Below are 20,555 nucleotides of genomic sequence, written 5' to 3' on the forward strand. Positions count from 1 at the left end.
AACGGTTTGTATTGGTTCAAGGCGACCAACCTCACGGCACCTGAGCCCCACTCACCGCGACATAGACCGAATAAACCGACCGCGTCGCCGCAATAAACAGCCGGTTGCGTTGGGGGCCGCCGAAGGTGAGGTTGGCGACGGTCTGCGGTACGCGGATCTTGCCGATCAGCTTGCCCGTCGGGTCGAAGCAATGCACGCCGTCGGCGGCACTTGACCAGAGGTTCCCGTTGACGTCGGTGCGGATGCCGTCCGGGATGCCGTTGTCGATCAGGCAGAAGACGCGGCTGTTTGCCAGCCTGATGCCGTCGATCACGTCGAAAGCGCGGATGTGACGCGGCAGGCTCTCGTCGTGGCTTGCGGCCGAATCCGCCACATAGAGGATTGTCTCGTCGGGCGAGAAGGCGAGGCCGTTCGGCTGGATGAAATCCGTGACGACGGCCGCAAGCGCGCCGGTCGTCGGATCGAGCCGGTAGACGTTGCGGGTCTGCTGCTCCGGCTCGGCGCGAAAACCTTCGTAGTCCGACATGATGCCGTAGGTGGGATCGGTGAACCAGATCGTGCCGTCTGATTTCACCACCACGTCGTTCGGCGAATTGAGCCTGGCGCCTTCGAAACGGTCGGCGAGCACGATGATCGAGCCGTCGACCTCGGTGCGGGTGACGCTGCGCGTTCCATGTTCGCAGGAGATCAGCCGTCCCTGCCGGTCGCGCGTATGGCCATTGGTGAAGTTGGACGGTTGCCGATAGACGGAGACGCCGCTCTCGGGCGTCCAACGCAGCATGCGCTGGTTGGGAATGTCGCTCCAGAGCAGTTGGTTCGCGTCGTTGAACCAGACGGGACCCTCCGCCCAGCGGCAGCCGGAATAGAGTTCGTCGAGGCCGGCGCTCGTTACGATCATCTGCCGGAAGCGCGGATCATGGATTTCGTAGATGCTGGCCTCGGCCATGGCGGTCTTCCCAATTATCGCATGCCGGCCCGGCGACCGCCGGCGAGCATGATGACGCTGATGATGATGAGGCCGGTCATGATCAGGCGGATGCCCGCGCCGACCCCGTAGGTGTTGAGCATCGAGACGACAAGGAACATGAAGAGCGATGCGCCCCAGATGCCCGGCACGTTGGAATCGCCGCCGGCGACTGCCGTGCCGCCGATCACGACGACGGCGATCGACATCAGCAGATATTCCGAGCCCATGTTGAGCGCCGCACCGCCCGAGAAGCAGGCGAGCAGATAGCCTGCGACCGATGCGAGAACGGCGCAGAAGAGGTAGGTGACGAAACGCGTGCCGTCGACCGGTATGCCGGCCATGCGGGCTGCCGGCATGCTCTGGCCGATCGCCGAGATCCAGCGCCCGTAGATCGTCTTCTCGAGCAGGAACCAGGCGAGGAGCGAGACGAGGAGTGCTGCGATCGCCACATTCGGCACGCCGAGCGTGTTCGACGTGGTGAATTCCGCCAGCACGCTCGGCGGCTTGATGCGCAAGCCCCGGTTCGTCCAGATCGCCGCGGACTGCACGATGAAGCTCATGGACAGCGTGGCGATGATCGGCGGAATGCGCAGCGCCTTGATGAGCGCATAATTGCCGAGGCCGACGACAAGGCCGATGACGATGGCAACGAGAAGGCCGGGCAGGATCATGCCGTTTTCGACATTCATCAGCTTCAGCGCCACCGTGCCGGCAAGCGTCATGGTGGCGGGAACCGAGAGATCGATGTTGCCGGGGCCGAGCGTGATGACGAACATCTGGCCGATGCCGACGATGACCGAAAAGGCTGCGAAGGTGAGGGCTGCCTGCGACAGGCCAAGCGTGCTGGCGCCGAGCGTCACCATGATCGTCAGGAACCAGACGATAAAGGCGGCAAGCCACGACCAGATCCAGGGTTTGCCGAATAGGCGAAGGAGCGGGGTCATCGGCGTTTCTCCCGCTTCTCCATGCGGTTCAGCATCAGGCGGAGTGCGAGCACGATGATCAGGATTGCGCCCTGAGCCCCGATCTGCCAGTCCGGCGAGATCCGCAGGAAGGACAGGAACGAACCGGCGAGCGTCAGCGTCAGCGCGCCGATGACGGCGCCGATCGGGGAGACGCGGCCGCCGATGAACTCGCCGCCGCCAAGGATCACGCCGGCGATTGACAGCAGCGTGTAGCGTAGCGCGATATTGGCATCGGCCGAGGTTGTCAGGCCGACGAGGGCAATGCCGGCGAGCACCGCGAAGAGGCCGGCAAGACCATAGGCGGCAGCGCGCGCGCCGACAATCGACCAGCCGGCACGCTCGACCGAGCGCTGGTTACCGCCGATGCCGCGCATCAGCACGCCGAGCGACGACCGCATGACGAGAAGATGGGCGACCAAGGCGATGACGATGCTGGCGACAATCGCCATCGGCGCCAGCGGCGGCTTGACGGTCATCAGCCAGCGCACCCAGTCCGGCGCCTGCCCACCCGGTGCCGGCAGCAGCAGCACGGCAAGGCCGCCCCAGACGAAGCTCATGCCGAGGGTCACGACAATGGACGGCAGGTTACGCAGATAGATGACGACGCCGAGCGCCGCATAGGTTGCGATCGCGCCGGCAAGGATCAGGACGCCGGTCACCGGGGCATCACGCAGAAAGGTCGCGGTGACGCAGGCGACGAAGCTGACGAAGGCCCCCATCGAGAGATCGAGATCGTTCACCGCCATCACGATCATCTGGGCGATCGTCGCAAGCGCGATCGGCACAGCCAAGTTGAACAACAGGTTGAGGCCGACATAGCTCATGGCGCGCGGCTGCAGCCAGAAGACGGCGGCGAGCAGCAACGTCAGCGACAGGGCAGGAATGGCAAGACGCATGGCGTCGGACGACAGCCGGAACGTCATGCGGCGACCCCTTCGAAGGAGGCGGCAATGATATTCGTCTCGTTGACGGCATTACCGACGAGTTCGGTCGTGATACGGCCTTCGCGAAAGACGTAGACGCGGTCGCAAAGGCGGACCTCGTCCATCTCCGTCGAGTACCAGATGAAGGTGCGGCCGCGCGCCGCCTCCTCGCGAATGATCGTATAGACCTCCTGCTTGGTGCCGACGTCAACGCCGCGCATCGGGTCGTCCATCAGCACGATCGGCGCGCGCGTCGCAAGCGCCCGGGCAAAGAGCACCTTCTGCTGGTTGCCGCCGGAAAGCGACAGGATGCGGTTGTCCATATCGGGCGTGCGGATCTCGATCCGCCGCTTCCAGTCGGCGCCCTTCGTCTCCTCTGCCCCTGCGAGGATCAGCCCGCGCCGGGAGAGGTCACCGAGCGAGGCGATGGAGAAGTTGCGCAGGATGCTCCACAGCTCGAAGACACCGTTGAGGCGGCGATCGCCGGCGACGAAGGTGACGAGCGGATCGCGCTCAGGCAGCCAGTTGCCGGACTGGGCGGCATGCAGGGCGAGCAGGAGTTCGGTCTGCCCATGGCCCGCCAAACCCGCCAATCCGATGATCTCGCCCTTGCGGGCCGCAAAGGAAAGGCCCTTCGCCTGATGGGACAGAATGAGCGGAGCGGTGGATTGTTCGCGCGCCGAGCGCTGCTTGGTCTCCTCCTTCGCAACGGTGCCCATGGCTTCGACGAGGCCGTGATGGTCGAAGCCATGCGCCGGGCGCTCGGCGACGACGCGGCCGTCCTTCATGACGATGATGCGGTCGGCGGTTTCGAGGATCTCGTGCAGAATATGCGAGATGAAGATGACGGACCCGCCCATGGCGATGAAGCGGCGGACATGATCGAGCATCTGCCGGGCAAGGCTTGCATCGAGCGACGAGGTCGGTTCGTCGAGGATCACCAGCCGCGGCGCAATGCCGGCGTCGGAAAAGGCCATGGCGATCTCGACCATCTGCCGCTCGGCGATCGAAAGATCTCCCACGGCCCGGCTGCTGTCGATGCCGTGGCCGGGAAAGACGGCGTCGAGGCTCGTCTCGATGATTTTTGCGGCGCGCCGCCGCCAGCCGAAGCCACCGAGATGGCGATGCATGATGCGCGTGTTCTCGACGATCGAAAGGTTGGGGCAGAGCGAAAGCTCCTGGAAGACGCAGCGCACGCCGCGGGCACGCGCGGCATTGATGCCATAGCGCTCCAGCCGTTCGCCGTCGCTCGCCACACTTCCTTCGTGCGGTGTGAGACCGCCGTTGATCACGCTGACGATGGTGGACTTGCCGGCTCCATTGTGGCCGACAAGCCCGACGCATTCGCCCGGCATGACGCAGAGGGTCACGCCATCGAGTGCCCTAACCGCGCCGAAGCTCATCTTGGCGCCATCGACGGCGATCACCGCCTTCAAAACGTCATCCATGCTGCCCGCCATGCCCGCTTCATAAAGAATCCCGCGCGGCCATTTGCGGCCGCGCGGCAGTCGCCGGGAGATTTACTTTGCCGACTCGATGACCTTGATTGCGTCTGCCTGCGAGTATTCCACGTTGGCGACGCCGCCGGCCTGGGTATTGGCGAGGTTGGTTTCGAGATTGTCCTGGTCAATGCGCAGGAAGGGCACGACGAGGTCCTTCTTGACTTCCTTGCCGTCGAGGATCTGCTGGGCCACCCAGAAAGCGAGCGTGGAGACGCCGGGCGCGATGGAGACGGACATGGTCTCGTAACCCTTCGCGTCCTTCTGCTCCTTCCACCACTTCAGTTCGTCTTCGCGGTTGCCCATGATAATGATCGGCATCTTCCGGTCGGTCGCGGCAATCGCCTGTGCGGCGCCATAACCGTCACCACCCTGCGTTACCACGCCGGCGATGTCGGGCAGGCTCGGCAGGATGCCGGCAACAGCCTTCTGCGCCACGTCCTGCGCCCAGTCGCCGTGCACGGAGCCAACGACCTTGAACTGCGGGAACTGCTTGACACCCTCGTGGATGCCAGCCGAGATCTCGTCGTCGACGAAGACACCGGCAAGGCCGCGGATCTCGAGCAGGTTGCCGCCGTCCGGAATTTTCTTCGACAGGTACTCGACCTCACTGCGGCCCATTTCCTTGAAGTTCACGGCGATGCGCCAAGCGCAGGGTTCGGTCACGATGCCGTCAAAGGAAACGACGGTGATGCCGGCGTCGCAGGCCTCCTTGACCGCGCCGTTCAGCGCCGTCGGCGAGGCGGCGTTCAGCACGATGGCGTCATAACCCTGCAGGATCATGTTCTGGATCTGCGCCGCCTGTTCCGTCGCCTGGTTCTCGGCAGTGGTGAAAGGGTCGGCTGCGGCAACGGTGCCGGCCTTCACGGCTTCGCCTGTCACCTTGCCCCAGCTCGTCAGCATGGCCTGGCGCCACGAGTTGCCGGCATAATTGTTGGAAAGGGCGATTTTCTTGGCCGACGTGTCGGCAAAGGCGGAAACGGGCATCGCGGCGCATGCGATAGCGGCCGATGCCAGAAGCATCTTGCTGATTGTCATGTCTTCCTCCCTGATGATCGCGCCTGTCGGCGGATCGCTTCACTCCTGCCAGCCCAACTGGGTTCGAGTGAAAATTGTTCTTGCACTGAGCTTCCTCCTCTCAGTAAGGGCAGGATGCGGGAGATCGATCGGCCTGTACAGGGGCAAGGCGGCAATCCGTTTGCGGGTTTTGCGCAACAAGCTGCGGGTTTATGCAAGACGGCGGCGCTCCCGCAGGCGCTTACTGGAAAGGAGTCGCGGCGGGTTGAGGAGCCCGGCGCCGTCTCGGGGAGGAACTGACGATGCTGCATCTCGTACCCGCAGCCATGTTCGACCATTATCTCGGCATTTCCCGGCTGCTCGCGGGCCAGCTCGACTTCCGCTCGGCTATCCGTTCCGTCGCGGCCGAGGTCGCCCATATCATCCCGCACGACCACCTCGATGTCTGCGTGCTGCTTGAGGGCGGCAACTACCACACCGCTTATGAGACGGGCATCGAGACTGCCTGGGGCGGCCTTGCCGGCGCGCCTGTTGTCAACAGCCCCATCCGCTCGCTGCTCTGGGGCGAGGTGGATTTTCTGCTGGCGGACGACGCCATGACCGATCCGCGTTTCCACTTCGAGGGCGCATTCAAGCGGCCGATCGTCGAACAGTCGCTGAGAAGCCGCTTGCATGTGCCCATGAAGGTGCAGGGCACGATCATCGCAGCGCTTTCCTGTTCGTCGCACAGGGCGGGCGTCTATACGATGGAGGATATCGAACGCGCCCGCATCATTGCCGACCTGCTGACGCCGTATTTCTTCGCGCTGCAGGCAGCCGAGCAGGCGCAACGCTCGGCGATCGTCGAGGCAGAGGCCCGCGCCCGCGAGGAGGGCTTGCGGCAAGGTGCGCTGAAACTTACCGAAGCGCTGGAGCAGGAACGCCAGCGCATCGGCATGGACCTGCACGACCAGACGCTCGCCGACCTGACGCGGCTCGCCCGCCGGATCGATCGGCTGTCGCGCAACGGCGAAATGGCGCCCGAGACGTTGGAGCCGATCTCCCGTTCCCTGCAGCATTGCATGCAGGATCTGCGGCAGATCATCGAACAGGCAAAACCCTCCGTGCTCCAGCTCTTCGGCCTCGCCCAGGCGATCGAGCATCATCTGGACCGATCGACCCGCGACACGGGATCGGGGATCGAATGGGGCCTTGTCGACGAGACGCACGGCGCGCTGGAGCGACTGGAACCCACCGTCAGCGTCGCGCTGTTCCGGATCGCGCAGGAGGCGATCAACAATGCGGTGCGCCATGCCGCTCCCTTGGCCGTCATGGTGCGGCTCGAGGCCGATGACGATCGGTTGTCAATCGAAATCTCCGACGACGGGACCGGGCTCGCCAAGGCGCGGGGCCGGATCGGCGGCGGCATCGACAATATGAAGACCCGTGCGCGGCTGATTTCGGCGCGCTTCACGACCGGGCCCGGCCACAACAATCGCGGGACTGTGGTGCGCGTCGTGCTACCGCTCGCACCGCACGACCCGCCAAGCGGGCCAAACTGAGGAGAAGGGCACCATGAAGGTTCTGATCGTCGAGGACGACCCGCTGCACCGGTCCTATCTGCACGAGGCGGTCAACGCGGCCCTGCCGGAATGCGACACGGTGATCGAGGCGGAGAACGGAACCGTCGGCGAGAAGCTCGCCCGCGACCACAAGTCGGCGCATATCGTCATGGACCTGCAGATGGCGAACCGCAACGGCATCGAGGCGGCGCGCACCATCTGGAAAGAGCGGCCGGAGACCCGCATCCTGTTCTGGTCGAACTACTCGGATGAGGCCTATGTGCGCGGCGTCTCCCGCATCGTGCCGGATGGCGCCGCCTATGGCTATGTGCTGAAATCCGCCTCCGACGAGCGGCTGAAGCTTGCGCTACGCTCGATCTTCATCGAGAGCCAGTGCGTCATCGACCGCGAGGTACGGGGCCTGCAGCAGAAGAGCCTCGGCCAGACGAACGGCTTCACCGATTCCGAATACGAGATCCTCGTCGATATCGCGCTCGGCCTCACCGACCGGGCCATCGCCAAACGCCGGGGCCTGTCGCTGCGCAGCGTGCAGAACCGCCTGCAGCAGCTATACGACAAGCTCGACGTCTACCAGAGCGCCGGTGACGACCACGAGGACGGCCGCTTCAATCTGCGCGCCCGCGCCGTCACGGTCGCTTTCATGCGCAAACTCCTGAACTACAGTGCTCTCGAGCGGGCGGAGGCAGAGCTGCAGGAATGGCTTGAGGGAAAGTAGTACGCGAGGTGCGGGCCCCTACCTTCACGGCGCATGAGCCAGAGCGATCGCATCGGCGGCTTCCTCGCAGCGATCGCTAAGCGTGCTGGTCGCCACTCGAATATGATTGCTGGGCAAGACGGAGAATTTGTTGCCCGGGTTGACAGCGATATTGCGTGCGGCGAGCGTCACCATCGCGAATGGTTCGGAGACGACGGGCACCCAGAGGCACAGGCCCTGGCCTGGCGGTATCGGTATTCCCCGTTCGCTAAGTGCATCTGCAAGAGCATCGCGCCTCTGCTGATAGATCTCGCGCGCCTCGCCGATAAGCTGCCAGGTTTCCGGATCGCGCAATAGCCAGGCGGCGGCCCCTTGCAGGATACGGCTCGTCCAGCCGGCGCTGAAGGAGCGGTAAGACTGGATCTGGTCGACGATAGGCGCGGAACTCGACAGAACCGCGAGACGGAGATCCGGGCCGAGGCTTTTCGAGAGCGAGAGGATATGGATCGTCCGCTCCGCAAATCGGCCGCCCAGCGACTGCGGAGGCGCTGTCGACACGTCGCCGACGCCGTCATCCTCGATAACAAGCGTATCGCTGTCTTCCAGCACATCTCCTAGCTGACGAAGGCGGGATGAACTGACCGTAACGCCGGTCACCGAATGCAGCCGCGGCTGGAACAGAAAAGCGGCCGGACGTTGCCGCAATGCTTCGCGCAACGAATCCGGCAGGGGGCCTTCGCCGTCGCAGGCGACAGGGATGATTTTGACGCCGAGATCTTCCAGAATATCGAGCAGCCGCATCGCGGTCGGATGTTCGATCGCGACCGACGAACCCGAGGAAACCAGCGCATGCAATATCGTATAGACGGCGTTGTAACCGCCATTGGTGGCCAGAAAGGCTTCCGCCTCATACGGCCATCGCTCTGAAACGGCGTCCTTCAACTCAGCTACGATCCGGCTGCGCTCATAGCTGTTGAGATCATCGACGGACGCGCCATAGGCCATCGCTTCGGCTAGGCGGGGAAGAAGTGCTGCATCCGGCCCGGCTAAGGTAAGGTCGAGCACACCCGCCGCATAATTTCCCGAGCTGGCGAGACGCTCCGGCTTGGCGACGAAGCGGTCGCCGCTGACCCAGGTGCCGTTGCGCCCCCGGCCGCTGATGATCTTCTGCCGCCGCAATTCGCTCCAGGCTTCGGAGATAGTCGCCGGACTGACATGCAATTCGTAAGCGATATCGCGGATCGCCGGCAGGCGTGTCCCAACGGGCAGGATACCGGCACGGATCAACGCGCTCGTTTCGAGAGCGATTCCCCTGATGCTGCGGTCGGCTATTTTTTCGGCAAACCAAGAGGCTTCGACCGCGTCGCCCATTTTTACCTCACTTTAAATGTTCAATAACGTAATAACATTTGTACTCTCTATTTTGAACATTTAATTTGCCACCCGTCGAGCAATTTTGTGAGTTTTTGCATGCCTGTGACGCTTCGCATCGCCCTTAGGGACTGGGATTACATGACACCGCTTGTGCTCGGTGATGTCATTTCTTCCCGTCTCGATATCAAAGTGGATCGTGTGGGCACGCTGGTCTCCAGCCTCGCCGATGACGCAGCGCATGACGCCGCGGAAATGTCCTTCAGCCGCTATTCGCAGATGCGCCATGACGGCGATGATCGGGTTCTGGGCATGCCGAACTTCATCATGCGCGGCTTCCGCCATCGCTGCATCATCACCGCCAAGGATAGTCCGATCCGCAAGCTCTCCGATCTGGCCGGCAAGAACATCGGCGTGACCGGCTGGCGAGATTCCGGAAATACCTGGACCCGTGCCGCGTTGCGCCGGGAAGGCGTCGGCGTCGAGGATGCCATGTGGTATGCCGGGCGCCTGACCGAGGCCCATCCGATCGTCGACCGGCTCGACGGTTTTGGACGGCCTGGCCGCATCGAACCTGCTCCCGGCGAGCGTCCGATGGTCGATCTTTTGCTGGATGGCGGGCTCGACGCCGTGTTTACGCCTTTCATGCCGAAAGGTTTCTTCGACCAAGAATCGCCGCTCCGCCAGGTGCTGGATGATTTCCGCGCCGCCGAAGTCGCTTACCTCAATGAGGTTGGCTATGTCCCAGGCATGCATCTGATCGGCTTCAAGGCTGATATCGTCCAGGAGCACCCCTGGATCATGGATGAACTCAGCGAATTGATCGACGAGTCCCAGCGTCTGTGGCTGGAAAAGCGTGAGAAATACGCCGACACCACGCCCTGGATGATCGACGAACTGCGCCGCTGCGCGGCGGATCTGCCGCCGACCTGGAGGGCCAGCGGGCTTGCCGAGAACGAGGCAATGATCGCCGACTTTGCCGAGGAACTCTACGAACAGAAGATCATGCCGCGCCTTTTGACGCCCGCCGAGCTGTTTCCGTGGCACGCCAAGGCCCAGTGAACAAGGCCAATGAAACTCATCACAGGCCTCAACGTTGAATTACCATTTTCGCAAAACCAAAAAAGGGGAATGACATGCATTCGAAACTGATCGCTTCCGCCGCCCTGCTGGGCCTGATGATGACGACGTCGGTCTTGGCCCAGGAGGCGGCCGTCGCAAAGCAGACCGTCAACGACGCTCTTCGCGCCCGCCTGCCGGAGAAGATCCGCACGGACGGCAAGATGATCTCCGTCAACAACGGTTCCTTTCCTCCCTATGAGATCGTCACCGGCACGAAACTGACAGGCGCCAGCGCCGATCTTACCGATGCGATCGGCCAGATGCTCGGCGTCGAGATCGAGCACGAAACCGTCAGCGGGTTGAGCGCGTTGCTCGCCGGCATCAATTCCGGCCGATACCAGTTCGCCTTCGGCCCGATCGGTGATTTCAAAACCCGTGAAGAGGCCAATGATTTCGTCGACTGGGTGCAGGAATACGTGGTCTTCTCCGTCCAAAAGGGTAATCCGAAGGCCATCAGTTCGCTCGACAGCGCCTGCGGCAATCGCATTGCCGTCATGGCCGGCGGCTCCGCCGAAAAGGTAATCCAGGCCCAGGTGGAAAAGTGCAAGGCGGCGGGCAAGCCCGCGCCCGAAGTGCAGTCCTATACCGACCAGCCGAGCTCGATCCTGGCGGTCCGTTCCAAACGCGCCGATGCCTTCTTCTCCTCGCAGGCGCCGCTGACCTATTTCGTGTCTCAGGCAAACGGCCAGCTGGAATTGAGCGGCGTCGGCCAGAAAAACGGGTTTGAGGATCTCTATCAGGGCGCCGTCGTGCCGAAGGGCTCGCCGCTCGGCCCCGTTCTGCTCGACTCGATCAAGGCGTTGATGGATAACGGCGCCTATGCCGCCATCATGAAGAAATGGGGTCTTGAGAACAACATGATCAAGCAGCCCGGCCTCAATCTTGGTGGAGCCCTGCCGAAATGAGCAATGACCGCACGACTGCCGCACCGCCTTTGGGCGGTGCGGACTTCCGGGATGTTGCCCACGCCCACAAGCCTTTTCAAACGGGCAGGCTCCTCCTGTGGGTGGTCGTGCTGCTGATTGCCGCGAACTTCCTGTGGATCGTCGCCCATAACGAGAATTTCGGCTGGCCTGTTGTCGCGGCTTATTTCTTCGATCCGACTGTTATCAATGGCCTTTACGTCAGCCTGGGCCTGACGGTGGTCGCGATGGCCATCGGCATCGTGCTCGGCCTCGGACTGGCGATCGCCCGGCTGTCGAATGACCGGCTCGCAAGTTCGCTGGCATCGCTATTCATCTGGTTTTTTCGCGGCACGCCGCTCCTGGTGCAGCTGATCTTCTGGTACAATCTCTCGACCCTTTTTCCCGAGCTTTCGATCGCTATTCCGTTCGGCCCGACGCTCGCCAGCTGGGATACCAATTCGGTGATCACGCCGATGACGGCGGCAATCGTCGGCCTTGCCTTGAACGAAGCGGCCTACATGGCCGAAATCATTCGCGGCGGCCTGCTCTCGGTCGATCGCGGCCAGTTCGAAACGGCGGAAGCCTTCGGCATGACCAAGGCGAGGGCGCTGTGGCGGATCATCATTCCTCAGGCGATGCGCTCGATCGTGCCGCCGACGGGCAACCAGCTGATCAGCATGATCAAGGCAACCTCGCTCGTCAGTGTCATCGCCATGGCCGATCTGCTCTATTCAGTCCAGTCGATCTATAATCGCACCTTCGAGATCGTACCGATGCTGCTGGTCGCGGTCCTCTGGTACCTCTTCATCACCTCCATCCTCAATCTCGGCCAGAGCTATATCGAGGCCTATTACGGTCGCAGCGAACGGCGCAACACCGCCGCTGCCGCCAAATCCGAGACCCTTGTCGAGGAGGCAAGCCATTGACCGCTGCCGAAATTGCAAAGCCTCTCGTCAGAGCCCGCAACGTCCACAAGTCCTTCGACCAGCTCGAAGTGCTGAAGGGGATCGACCTCGACGTCATGCCGGGTGAAGTCGTCGTGGTGCTCGGCCCGTCCGGCTCGGGAAAATCGACCTTCCTGCGCTGCATCAACCATCTCGAAGCCATCAATAGGGGGTTCATCGAAGTCGATGGCGAACAGATCGGCTACCGTCTCCGCAAGGACCGGCTGGAAAAGCTGTCGAGCAACGGGATCGCCAGCCAGCGGCGCAAGATCGGCATGGTGTTCCAGCAATTCAATCTCTATCCGCACATGACGGTGCTGCAGAACATCGTCGAGGCCCCGATCGGCGTGCACGGAGAAAGTCGCAAGGCCGCGACCGAGAACGCCATGCGGCTTTTGGAGCGGGTGGGTCTGTCGGAAAAGGCGGATAGCTACCCCCGCCAGCTCTCCGGCGGTCAGCAGCAGCGCGTCGCCATCGCCCGCGCGCTTGCGATCAAGCCGAAGCTGATGCTGTTCGATGAGCCTACCTCGGCGCTTGACCCGGAGCTGGTCGGCGAAGTTCTCTCCACCATGCGCGATCTGGCCAAACAGGGCCTGACGATGATCGTCGTTACCCATGAGATCGGCTTCGCCCGCGAGGCGGCCGATCGGGTGGTGTTCATGGACGGCGGCAATGTCGTCGAGATGGGCAAGCCCGAGGATGTCATCGGCAATCCGCAACATCCCCGGACCCAGGCTTTTCTCGCCCGTTTTCTCTAACTGATGTCAGCTTCTGCTTCGACCCTCGGGCCGGAGCAATGCCCTTTTCGATCAAGACTGGATGTTTTCATGCCCACGCTCGACAATGCCTATGCCCGCGTTTCCGATTTCGAAGCCATGGAGGCGGAGCTGAAGGCGACCCGCCAGTATCTGCATGCCCATCCGGAACTCTCCTTTGAAGAAGCGGAAACGGCGCGTTACGTTGCGGAAAAGCTGGAGGGCTGGGGTTATGACGTGACCCGCGATGTCGGCGGCCATGGCGTTGTCGCCCGCCTCAGCGCCGGCAAGGGCAGCAAGGGCATCGCCATCCGCGCCGACATGGATGCACTGCCGATCGTCGAGGAAACCGGACTTGCCTATGCCAGCGGCACGCCCGGCAAGATGCATGCCTGCGGCCATGACGGCCACACGACCGTGCTGCTCGGCACAGCCGAATATCTCGCCCGCACCCGCCACTTCAACGGCACAGTGACGCTGATCTTCCAGCCGGCGGAAGAGGCGAGCAAGAATAGCGGCGCCCAGGCGATGATCGCCGACGGCCTGTTCGAGCGGTTTCCGTTCGACGCCATCTTTGGCCTCCATAACCACCCCGGCGCTCCCGAAGGCACCATCCTGCTGCGATCCGGCCCGATGATGGCGGCGTCGGACACCGTCGCGATTACCATCAAGGGCAAAGGCGGCCATGCCTCGCGGCCGCACCTGACCGTCGATCCCGTGGTCGTGGCGTGCAACCTCGTCGTCTCGCTGCAGACCATCATCTCGCGCAACCTCGATCCGACCCAGACGGCCGTCATCACCGTCGGCACGATCCATGCCGGCGATGCAGTCAACGTCATTCCGGAATATGCCAAGCTCGCATTGAGCGTACGCTCTTTCGAGCCTGGCATTCGCGACCTCCTGCAGGAACGCATCACCAAGCTCGCCCGCTCGGTGGCAGAAGGGCACAATGCTTCCATCGAGATCGACTACGATCGCGGCAATCCTGTCGTCGTCAACTCGCCTGATGAGACGGATTTTGCCCGGATCGTCGCGGCGGAACTGGTCGGCGAAGACAAGGTCGCGACCTGCCCGCTCATTCCTGGCAGCGAGGATTTCTCGCACTTTCTCGAGCACAAGCCGGGCAGCTTCCTGCGTCTCGGCAATGGCATGAATTCCGCCATCCTGCATAGCGCCAAATATGATTTCGCCGATGCCAGCCTGACGGTTGGCGCAGCCATGTGGGCAAGGCTCGCGGAACGCTACCTCCAGGATGACGCCTGAAGTTCCGATCGCCCAGCTTGACCGCGTCGCATTTGGAGCTAGCCTTTCAAGCGAGAACATCACTTTCGACATTTCTCGCCGCTATCCAGGATGCGCAGCATGATTGCCAACTATAACGCCGGTCTCGACTTGTCTTACGATCTCGAATTTTACGCATTGATGGCGGAAAGTTTCGAACGAAGCGTGAGACGCAGCCTGACGCCGGAAGGCGAGGGTGCTGAATGGCTCTACGACCAGTCGCCGGCAGTTGTTCTTGCCCACAACACCGACGCCGATCCGCGCTTCATCTACGCCAACCGCGCTGCCCAAGCCTGCTTTGAATATTCATGGGACGAGTTCGTCACTTTGCCATCGCGTCTTTCGGCGGAGGCGCCCGATCGCGCCGAACGCGAGAGGTTGTTGAATGCCGTGGCGGCCAACGGCTTTATCGCCGACTACCGCGGACTTCGCATCGCCAAGTCAGGGCGGCGTTTCTATATCGAAAAAGCCATCGTTTGGGATCTTGTCGACCGCAGCGGGTGCCGTCGCGGCCAGGCTGCGACTTTCGATTCCTGGCAAGACGTGCAGGCGGATTGAGCGCCGGCTGCGGAGACCCCAACTAGGCGCCGGATATGTCCGCAGCTTTGCAAACCATGTCGTTTGCCATTTGGTTGCCAAAAAACCATGATTGCGTCACATAGATCGCACATCGACACTCGGCATTAAGAATTGGACAACGCTGAATGCGCATAGCCTACTTTTTCCTTGGTGCATTTCTTGCAATTGCACAGTCCGCATATGCTGAAGTTGCATCACCGCCTGCTCTGGCGCCTCTAAAGCGACAGGCGCAAGCCGCCGAGTTGAGCGCACAATTTCTTTCGCGGTATAGCTACAAGCCCGTTCCACTCGACGACGCCTTGTCGGCCAGGATCATGGATCAGTTCATCAAGTCACTTGATCCGGACCGCATGCTCTTCCTGCAAGCGGACATCGACAAGTTCATGTCCGATCGCAGCGAGATCGACGATGCGATAGAACGGAAGGACTTGAAGATTCCGTTTGCGATTTTCAACGCCTATGAACAGCGCGTTGTCGACCGCATGAACTATGCACGCAGCCTGCTGAAGCAGGACTTCGATTTCAGTGCGCAGGAAAATTATTCGGTGCTGCGCGATAAAGCGCCATGGTCGCAGTCTGAAGCCGAGAGCAATGAGCTTTGGCGCAAGCGCGTCAAGAGCGACTGGTTGCGGTTGAAACTCGGCGGCAAAAACGACGCGGCCATTCGCGAAACACTCGACAAACGTTATGAAAACATACTCGAACGCGCTTACAAGTTTAAAAGCGACGACGTTTTCCAGTCGTTCATGGATGCCTATTCAACGTCGATCGATCCGCACACGGACTATTTCGGTGCGGCCGCTTCAGCCGACTTCAATGTCTCGATGAAGCTTTCGCTGTTTGGTATCGGTGCAGTGCTGCAGGAACGCGACGACTACACGACGATTCGTGAGCTCGTGCCTGGCGGGCCGGCGCAACTGTCCGGCAAGCTCGCGGTCGGAGACCGCATTACCGGCGTTGGTCAAGGCAAGGATGGGGCTATCAAAGAAGTGGTGGGCACGCGCCTTGATGAAGTCGTGCAGATGATACGCGGGAAAAAGGGCTCCGTCGTGCGGCTGGACATCCTGCCGGCAGATGCCGGAGCTGATGGCACGCATCGCGTCATCAGCCTGGTGCGCGATAAAATCAGTCTCGATAAGCAGGCTGCCAGGAAGACTGTGCTGTCCGTAAAAGTGGGCGACGCCACGCGTAAAATCGGGATCATCACGCTGCCGGTATTCTATGAGGATTTTGAAGCCAAGCGCAAAGGAGACCAGGATTACAAAAGCGCAAGCCGCGATGTCGCCAAGCTTCTCGACGAGTTGAAGGAAGAAAAAGTCGACAGCGTTCTCATCGACCTGCGCAACAATGGCGGCGGTTCATTGGACGAGGCAATTGATTTGACCGGTCTGTTCATCGGCAATGGCCCGGTGGTTCAGCAGCGCGGCAGCGATGGCAAGGTCGACGTGAGGAGCTCGGAGCTTGCAGCGCCTGTCTGGGCAGGCCCGATGGGTGTCCTGATCAATCGCGGGTCGGCGTCGGCTTCTGAGATTTTTGCCGCGGCAATCCAGGATTACGGTCGAGGCGTGATCGTCGGCGAACCCAGTTTCGGGAAGGGCACCGTTCAGACCGTCGTCGATCTTGACCAGATCGTCCGCAACAGCAAACCCGAGTTAGGGGAGCTGAAGGTGACGATTGCCCAGTTTTTCCGGGTCAACGGCGGGACGACACAGCTGCACGGCGTAACGCCCGATATCGGCTTGCCAGGACTTTCCGATCCGACGAGCTTCGGCGAGACCAGTTATGACAATGCCCTGCCGTGGGCTCAGATCAAACCTGCGAAGTACACGGCCGCCGACACTGTCACGACGTTGCTGCCGACATTGCAAAGCCGCCATGATGCGCGGATTGAGAGCGATCCGGACTTCCAACGCCTGATAAAAGACATTGCCGACCTCAAGGCGCAGCGGGAAAAAGGAATTGTTTCCCTCAATGAAGCCGAACGTCGCAAAGAAGCGACGGCGCGCGAGAAACGGTTCAAGGATCGAGCGCAAGCAAGCGGTGGCGAGGATCTTGGAGATGACGGCCTGGAGGCAGGCGAGCGCAGCCTGAGCGCTGATATTGCCATCGAGAATGCCCGCAAGAACGCAAAAGACGTCCTGCTCGACGAGGCCGCCGCCATTCTTGCCGACGAGGCCGATTTGCAGCAAGGCGCGCTGAAGGCAGCCACGAAACAAACGGGAAAAACGGACGGAAAATAGTCGATCGGGCGAGCACTTCCTTGACGGGCTGGATCACAATGCTGGACCAGTGCAGTTGTCGGCCGCCCGTGCGCTCTTCCGCACCAATTTTAGAGGGCGAACGCCGTTCACTGGGGTTGCCGCTTGACGCTCGACAAACGCAACTTCACACTTACAGTATCGAAGGTGAGTCGGACCGACTGTACCGTTTTCACATCCGTCGCTCACCTTAGAAGGAGTCGCCAGCAGGGCTGATTGGTCGAAGCGCCGACCGATGCCGGTGGGTCGCAAATAGGATCGAGGTTGATTGAGTTCGAACTCGCCGCTCCTATTTTGCTTGTGAGGTCGCGCCATGGATAAAGTGCTATCAGCAGTCGATCCTCCTCGCGACAGCCCACTTCGGAACCGGAATTTCCGATTGCCGAGCAACCGCCGGTCTCTGCTTTGGGCGGGGCTTTTGATATCAATTTTGCTTCTTGCAGGCATCGTCGTTTTTTATCGTGAGGTCCACCAGCTCGAAGATCCAGTCGGGGTCTTTGAAAACCGAGCTCTCAATAAGGCTGCCCGATCATCTCGCATAGCCGCCCGCCCTGATCCGGAAGCTCCTTCTCCCCTGCCGCCGATGTCGATATCACTGCAGCTGACCGAGGTCCCGAAGCTGGAATTGGCAAGTCAGTTTCTGCGGATGTGGCGCGTCTCGGGGCCGAATATTTGCGGTGCTCTTCGAGAGGCCGGCATCGAGATGAGCGAATGGAAAGCCGCATCGATGCGCAATCGCAGCTATGAATGTTATTTTCAGCGCATCTACGAACGGGACGAGGTGCGTCCCCTCAGCTCAACCTTCGTTAAGGTTCGTGGAGATGAAATGGGCGATATCCTTGAGATCCGCGCCAAGATCATTGGGCCGACGACCGACGCTCAGGGACGTCTCGCCCCGGCCGTCCTGCGCATTTTCGAGATCATCGTGAAGCAGGCGTGCTGGCGTGATTTCGAGGATACTCTCGCCTCGATCCAAAACCTTCGAAATGTCGAATACGAACGATTCGGCTCCTATCTCAGCTTCACGCGCGAAGCAGGCAGCGCAAATATCTTTAATTTTGTTCTTGGTCTTAAGGCGACTTCAAGTTCGCAGGTGAAGACCAAGACGTATTTTTCGACTGAGCGCTGGCTACGAATGCCCGCAGTGCTCCTGCGAACTTCATTCTCAGGGAGCGCTTGGGGACATCCATATCAGCCAATTGCGCTCAATGACGTCGCAAGTACCCGTCGCAATTCAAGATCAAGCTGGAACTGTGGCTGAACATCGACGATTTTATCATTTTAAGCGATGAAGCGTCACGCCGAGCAGCCGAGCGGGGCGCTTGGATGGATAACGGACCGGCAACGGGTCAGGAGGTCGCGAAGGATCTCGAAGTAGTGTTCGCTGAACCATTTCGGCGATGCGTCGACATTCTTCGCAGAGATGGAAGAGCCAAAGGGTACCGCCAATCGCTGCGCAATAATTCCCAATTGCGGAGTGACGCATTGAGGATCGCGAGGCGCTGACCACGATCAAGGGATGCAAACAACATAACCTTCCTTGAGTAAGCGCGGTCAAGGCCACTGAAACAACACCGAGTACTCGGCAGACTCGCAGTATTTGCGGCTATTGACGATGATCAAGAGAGTCTGGGGCAACGACTGGAGCAATGCAACCACGTCAGTATTCCAATCCCGTTGCGGTAGGGCGAATTTGTTCTCAATCCTCTTCCTGGAACACCTCCTCACGCTTCTTCTTGACGCTCGGCAGGAAGACGACAATGAGGACGGCGACCGCAATGGCCAGAAGAATGGCACTGATCGGCCGCGTAACGAAGGTCGTCGGATCGCCGCGCGACAGGATCATGGCGCGCCGGAGGTTCTCCTCGAGCAGCGGCCCGAGCACGAAGCCGAGCAGAAGCGGCGCCGGCTCACAGCGAAGCTTCGCCAGCACATAGCCGATGAGCCCGAAGAAGGCGACGGCGTAGAGATCGTAGACGTTGGCGTTGACGCTGTAGACCCCGATCGAGCAAAAGGCCATGATGATGGGGAAGAGCACGTAGTAAGGCACGGTCAAGAGCTTCACCCAGAGCCCGATCAGCGGCAGGTTAAGGATGACCAGCATCAGGTTGCCGATCCACATCGAGGCGATGATACCCCAGAACAGCGCCGGCTGCTCGGTGGCGACGTTCGGACCGGGTACGATGCCCTGGATGATCATCGCCCCGACCATCAGCGCCATGACCGGATTGGCCGGAATGCCGAGCGTCAAGAGCGGAATGAACGAAGTCTGCGCGCCGGCATTGTTCGCCGATTCCGGTCCCGCAACGCCGGCGATCGCGCCCTTGCCGAATTCCTCCGGCGTTTTCGACATCCGTTTTTCCACCGTATAGGAGGCAAAGGCCGCGAGAATGGCACCACCACCCGGCAGGATGCCGAGCGCCGAGCCGATCGCCGTACCGCGAATGACCGGCGCGATCATCTCCTTGAATTCCTGGCGGGACGGCAAAAGGCCGGTGACCTTGGCCATCAGCACCGTGCGTGTCGACTCGCCCTCGAGGTTGCGCAGGATTTCCGCCACGCCGAACACGCCGACGGCAAGCGCCACGAAGTTCAGCCCGTCCGCATATTCACGGATGCCGAGCGTGAAGCGTGGCGTGCCGGTGTAGATGTCGGTGCCGACGAGGCCAAGCAGCAGCCCGAGCGCCACCATGGCCAGCGCCTTGACGACTGAGCCATGCGCGAGTGCGATCGAGGAGACGAGGCCGACGATCATCAGCGAGAAATATTCCGCCGAGCCGAACTGCAGCGCGATTGCGGTCAGCGGCGGTGCGAAGATCGCGACGAGAAAGGTCGAGACCGTGCCGGCAAAGAACGAGCCGAGCGCCGCGATCGCAAGCGCTGCGCCGGCCCTGCCCTTGCGGGCCATCTGGTAGCCGTCGATCGCGGTCACGGCCGAGGAGGATTCGCCCGGCATGTTGATCAGGATCGCCGTCGTCGAGCCGCCGTACTGCGCGCCGTAATAGATGCCGGCGAGCATGATCAGCGAGGAAACCGGTTCAAGTTGGAAGGTGATCGGCAAGAGCATGGCGATCGTCGCCGTGGCGCCGATCCCGGGCAGTACGCCAATCAGCGTGCCGAGCAGCACGCCGATCAAGCAGAAGAGCAGGTTTTCCGGAGTGCCGGCTGTTGCAAAGCCGAGCGCGAGATTGCTGAAAAGATCCATCATCGTCTCCTAGAACCGGACCCAGGGGCCGAAGCGCTCGAACGGCAGGCCGAGCCCATAGCTGAAGACCCCAACCGAAAAGATCGTCAGCAGCAGCGACAGAACGATCGCGAAGAACACGTTCATCTTTTGCGATGCGAAGCAGGCGATGAAGGCGGTGAGGAACAGTGACGGCGCGAAGCCGAGCCCGCGCACCGTCAGCCCGAAGAATACCGGTGCCGGCAGGATGAAGAGCATGCCGCGCCAGGCAAACGGGTCGATCGGCTCGCCCTCGACCCGCAGCGCCTGAATGAAGATGATCGCGCCGAGAAGCACGAGCACGGCGGCAAGCACCAGCGGGAAATAACCGGGCCCCATGCGCACTGCCGTGCCGAGGTCGAGCCCCAGCGACTGGATGGCGAAGAAAGCGCCGGTCGCGACGAAAAGCGCGCCGCAAATCGCATTGGTGGTATCGAAACTGATGGATTTCATGGTGTCTCCTGGCGTTAAAGGCGACGCGAGATCAAAC

At 61.4% G+C, this 20,555-nt stretch carries 18 protein-coding genes; 10 read left to right on the forward strand and 8 right to left on the reverse strand.

Annotation, left to right across the window (positions count from 1 at the left end):
* Positions 1 to 31: 31 nt before the first annotated feature.
* The 5 genes from FFM53_RS25220 to FFM53_RS25240 form a co-directional block, all read right to left on the reverse strand.
* On the reverse strand, positions 32 to 946 hold the full coding sequence (locus FFM53_RS25220; protein WP_138330714.1) for an SMP-30/gluconolactonase/LRE family protein: 915 nt from the start codon (positions 944 to 946) through the stop codon (positions 32 to 34).
* A gap of 14 nt (positions 947 to 960) precedes the next feature.
* Positions 961 to 1,911 (reverse strand): ABC transporter permease, encoded by a 951-nt coding sequence (locus FFM53_RS25225; protein ID WP_138330713.1) that lies wholly within the window; start codon positions 1,909 to 1,911, stop codon positions 961 to 963.
* Positions 1,908 to 2,855, reverse strand: coding sequence for an ABC transporter permease (locus tag FFM53_RS25230; RefSeq protein ID WP_138330712.1), 948 nt, complete (start codon positions 2,853 to 2,855; stop codon positions 1,908 to 1,910). Before FFM53_RS25230 ends, FFM53_RS25225 begins: the two co-directional genes overlap by 4 nt.
* On the reverse strand, positions 2,852 to 4,303 hold the full coding sequence (locus FFM53_RS25235) for a sugar ABC transporter ATP-binding protein (RefSeq protein ID WP_138390315.1): 1,452 nt from the start codon (positions 4,301 to 4,303) through the stop codon (positions 2,852 to 2,854). Before FFM53_RS25235 ends, FFM53_RS25230 begins: the two co-directional genes overlap by 4 nt.
* Before the next feature lie 72 nt (positions 4,304 to 4,375).
* Positions 4,376 to 5,392, reverse strand: coding sequence for an ABC transporter substrate-binding protein (locus FFM53_RS25240; protein WP_138330710.1), 1,017 nt, complete (start codon positions 5,390 to 5,392; stop codon positions 4,376 to 4,378).
* A 281-nt stretch (positions 5,393 to 5,673) separates the two neighbouring features.
* Between FFM53_RS25240 and FFM53_RS25245 the strand changes: the two genes are divergently transcribed.
* Positions 5,674 to 6,912, forward strand: coding sequence for a GAF domain-containing sensor histidine kinase (locus FFM53_RS25245; protein WP_138330709.1), 1,239 nt, complete (start codon positions 5,674 to 5,676; stop codon positions 6,910 to 6,912).
* A 13-nt stretch (positions 6,913 to 6,925) separates the two neighbouring features.
* The gene (locus tag FFM53_RS25250) at positions 6,926 to 7,648 is read left to right on the forward strand and encodes a response regulator transcription factor (protein ID WP_138390313.1); all 723 of its coding nucleotides are present in this window, start codon (positions 6,926 to 6,928) and stop codon (positions 7,646 to 7,648) included.
* Between the two features lie 24 nt (positions 7,649 to 7,672).
* Here FFM53_RS25250 and FFM53_RS25255 read toward each other — a convergent pair whose 3' ends face one another.
* Positions 7,673 to 8,998 carry an aminotransferase-like domain-containing protein gene (locus FFM53_RS25255; RefSeq protein WP_138390311.1) on the reverse strand — a complete coding sequence of 442 codons (1,326 nt, stop codon included), beginning with the start codon at positions 8,996 to 8,998 and terminating at the stop codon, positions 7,673 to 7,675.
* 99 nt (positions 8,999 to 9,097) lie between these two features.
* Here FFM53_RS25255 and FFM53_RS25260 point away from each other — a divergent pair, with 99 nt between their 5' ends.
* The 8 genes from FFM53_RS25260 to FFM53_RS25295 all read left to right on the forward strand — a co-directional run bounded on the left by FFM53_RS25260 (position 9,098) and on the right by FFM53_RS25295 (position 18,103).
* Entirely contained in the window at positions 9,098 to 10,060 is a 963-nt protein-coding gene (locus FFM53_RS25260) for a substrate-binding domain-containing protein (RefSeq protein WP_138390309.1), read from the forward strand.
* A gap of 74 nt (positions 10,061 to 10,134) precedes the next feature.
* Positions 10,135 to 11,025: an ABC transporter substrate-binding protein gene (locus FFM53_RS25265; RefSeq protein ID WP_138390307.1), complete on the forward strand. Its 891-nt coding sequence runs from the start codon at positions 10,135 to 10,137 to the stop codon at positions 11,023 to 11,025.
* Entirely contained in the window at positions 11,022 to 11,951 is a 930-nt protein-coding gene (locus tag FFM53_RS25270) for an amino acid ABC transporter permease (protein ID WP_138390305.1), read from the forward strand. The genes FFM53_RS25265 and FFM53_RS25270 overlap by 4 nt, the downstream gene beginning before the upstream one ends.
* A complete protein-coding gene (locus tag FFM53_RS25275) occupies positions 11,948 to 12,727 on the forward strand; it encodes an amino acid ABC transporter ATP-binding protein (RefSeq protein ID WP_138390303.1) in 780 nt (259 codons plus the stop codon). Before FFM53_RS25270 ends, FFM53_RS25275 begins: the two co-directional genes overlap by 4 nt.
* Before the next feature lie 69 nt (positions 12,728 to 12,796).
* On the forward strand, positions 12,797 to 13,987 hold the full coding sequence (locus FFM53_RS25280) for a M20 aminoacylase family protein (protein ID WP_138390301.1): 1,191 nt from the start codon (positions 12,797 to 12,799) through the stop codon (positions 13,985 to 13,987).
* 99 nt (positions 13,988 to 14,086) lie between these two features.
* Positions 14,087 to 14,563, forward strand: a complete 477-nt coding sequence (locus tag FFM53_RS25285) for an MEKHLA domain-containing protein (RefSeq protein WP_173883654.1) — start codon at positions 14,087 to 14,089, stop codon at positions 14,561 to 14,563.
* 146 nt (positions 14,564 to 14,709) lie between these two features.
* The gene (locus FFM53_RS25290) at positions 14,710 to 16,824 is read left to right on the forward strand and encodes a carboxy terminal-processing peptidase (RefSeq protein ID WP_138330700.1); all 2,115 of its coding nucleotides are present in this window, start codon (positions 14,710 to 14,712) and stop codon (positions 16,822 to 16,824) included.
* A 397-nt stretch (positions 16,825 to 17,221) separates the two neighbouring features.
* A complete protein-coding gene (locus FFM53_RS25295) occupies positions 17,222 to 18,103 on the forward strand; it encodes a DUF6030 family protein (RefSeq protein ID WP_138390513.1) in 882 nt (293 codons plus the stop codon).
* Positions 18,104 to 18,541: 438 nt separating this feature from the next.
* On the opposite strand, the gene FFM53_RS25300 is transcribed toward FFM53_RS25295, so the two are convergent.
* Positions 18,542 to 20,047, reverse strand: a complete 1,506-nt coding sequence (locus FFM53_RS25300) for a tripartite tricarboxylate transporter permease (RefSeq protein ID WP_171597896.1) — start codon at positions 20,045 to 20,047, stop codon at positions 18,542 to 18,544.
* Positions 20,048 to 20,056: 9 nt separating this feature from the next.
* Positions 20,057 to 20,518 (reverse strand): tripartite tricarboxylate transporter TctB family protein, encoded by a 462-nt coding sequence (locus FFM53_RS25305; RefSeq protein WP_138388982.1) that lies wholly within the window; start codon positions 20,516 to 20,518, stop codon positions 20,057 to 20,059.
* Positions 20,519 to 20,555 lie beyond the last annotated feature (37 nt).

Source organism: Rhizobium indicum (assembly GCF_005862305.2).
GTDB lineage: Bacteria > Pseudomonadota > Alphaproteobacteria > Rhizobiales > Rhizobiaceae > Rhizobium > Rhizobium indicum.

Bases quoted from the DNA above. Each gene is read 5' to 3' on its own strand.
- FFM53_RS25265 (WP_138390307.1), top strand. From the start codon at position 10,135: ATGCATTCGAAACTGATCGCTTCCGCCGCCCTGCTGGGCCTGATGATG.
- FFM53_RS25240 (WP_138330710.1), bottom strand. From the start codon at position 5,392: ATGACAATCAGCAAGATGCTTCTGGCATCGGCCGCTATCGCATGCGCC.
- FFM53_RS25260 (WP_138390309.1), top strand. From the start codon at position 9,098: ATGCCTGTGACGCTTCGCATCGCCCTTAGGGACTGGGATTACATGACA.
- FFM53_RS25255 (WP_138390311.1), bottom strand. From the start codon at position 8,998: ATGGGCGACGCGGTCGAAGCCTCTTGGTTTGCCGAAAAAATAGCCGAC.
- FFM53_RS25220 (WP_138330714.1), bottom strand. From the start codon at position 946: ATGGCCGAGGCCAGCATCTACGAAATCCATGATCCGCGCTTCCGGCAG.
- FFM53_RS25225 (WP_138330713.1), bottom strand. From the start codon at position 1,911: ATGACCCCGCTCCTTCGCCTATTCGGCAAACCCTGGATCTGGTCGTGG.
- FFM53_RS25305 (WP_138388982.1), bottom strand. From the start codon at position 20,518: ATGAAATCCATCAGTTTCGATACCACCAATGCGATTTGCGGCGCGCTT.
- FFM53_RS25245 (WP_138330709.1), top strand. From the start codon at position 5,674: ATGCTGCATCTCGTACCCGCAGCCATGTTCGACCATTATCTCGGCATT.
- FFM53_RS25250 (WP_138390313.1), top strand. From the start codon at position 6,926: ATGAAGGTTCTGATCGTCGAGGACGACCCGCTGCACCGGTCCTATCTG.
- FFM53_RS25300 (WP_171597896.1), bottom strand. From the start codon at position 20,047: ATGGATCTTTTCAGCAATCTCGCGCTCGGCTTTGCAACAGCCGGCACT.
- FFM53_RS25285 (WP_173883654.1), top strand. From the start codon at position 14,087: ATGATTGCCAACTATAACGCCGGTCTCGACTTGTCTTACGATCTCGAA.
- FFM53_RS25230 (WP_138330712.1), bottom strand. From the start codon at position 2,855: ATGACGTTCCGGCTGTCGTCCGACGCCATGCGTCTTGCCATTCCTGCC.
- FFM53_RS25270 (WP_138390305.1), top strand. From the start codon at position 11,022: ATGAGCAATGACCGCACGACTGCCGCACCGCCTTTGGGCGGTGCGGAC.
- FFM53_RS25290 (WP_138330700.1), top strand. From the start codon at position 14,710: ATGCGCATAGCCTACTTTTTCCTTGGTGCATTTCTTGCAATTGCACAG.
- FFM53_RS25235 (WP_138390315.1), bottom strand. From the start codon at position 4,303: ATGGATGACGTTTTGAAGGCGGTGATCGCCGTCGATGGCGCCAAGATG.
- FFM53_RS25280 (WP_138390301.1), top strand. From the start codon at position 12,797: ATGCCCACGCTCGACAATGCCTATGCCCGCGTTTCCGATTTCGAAGCC.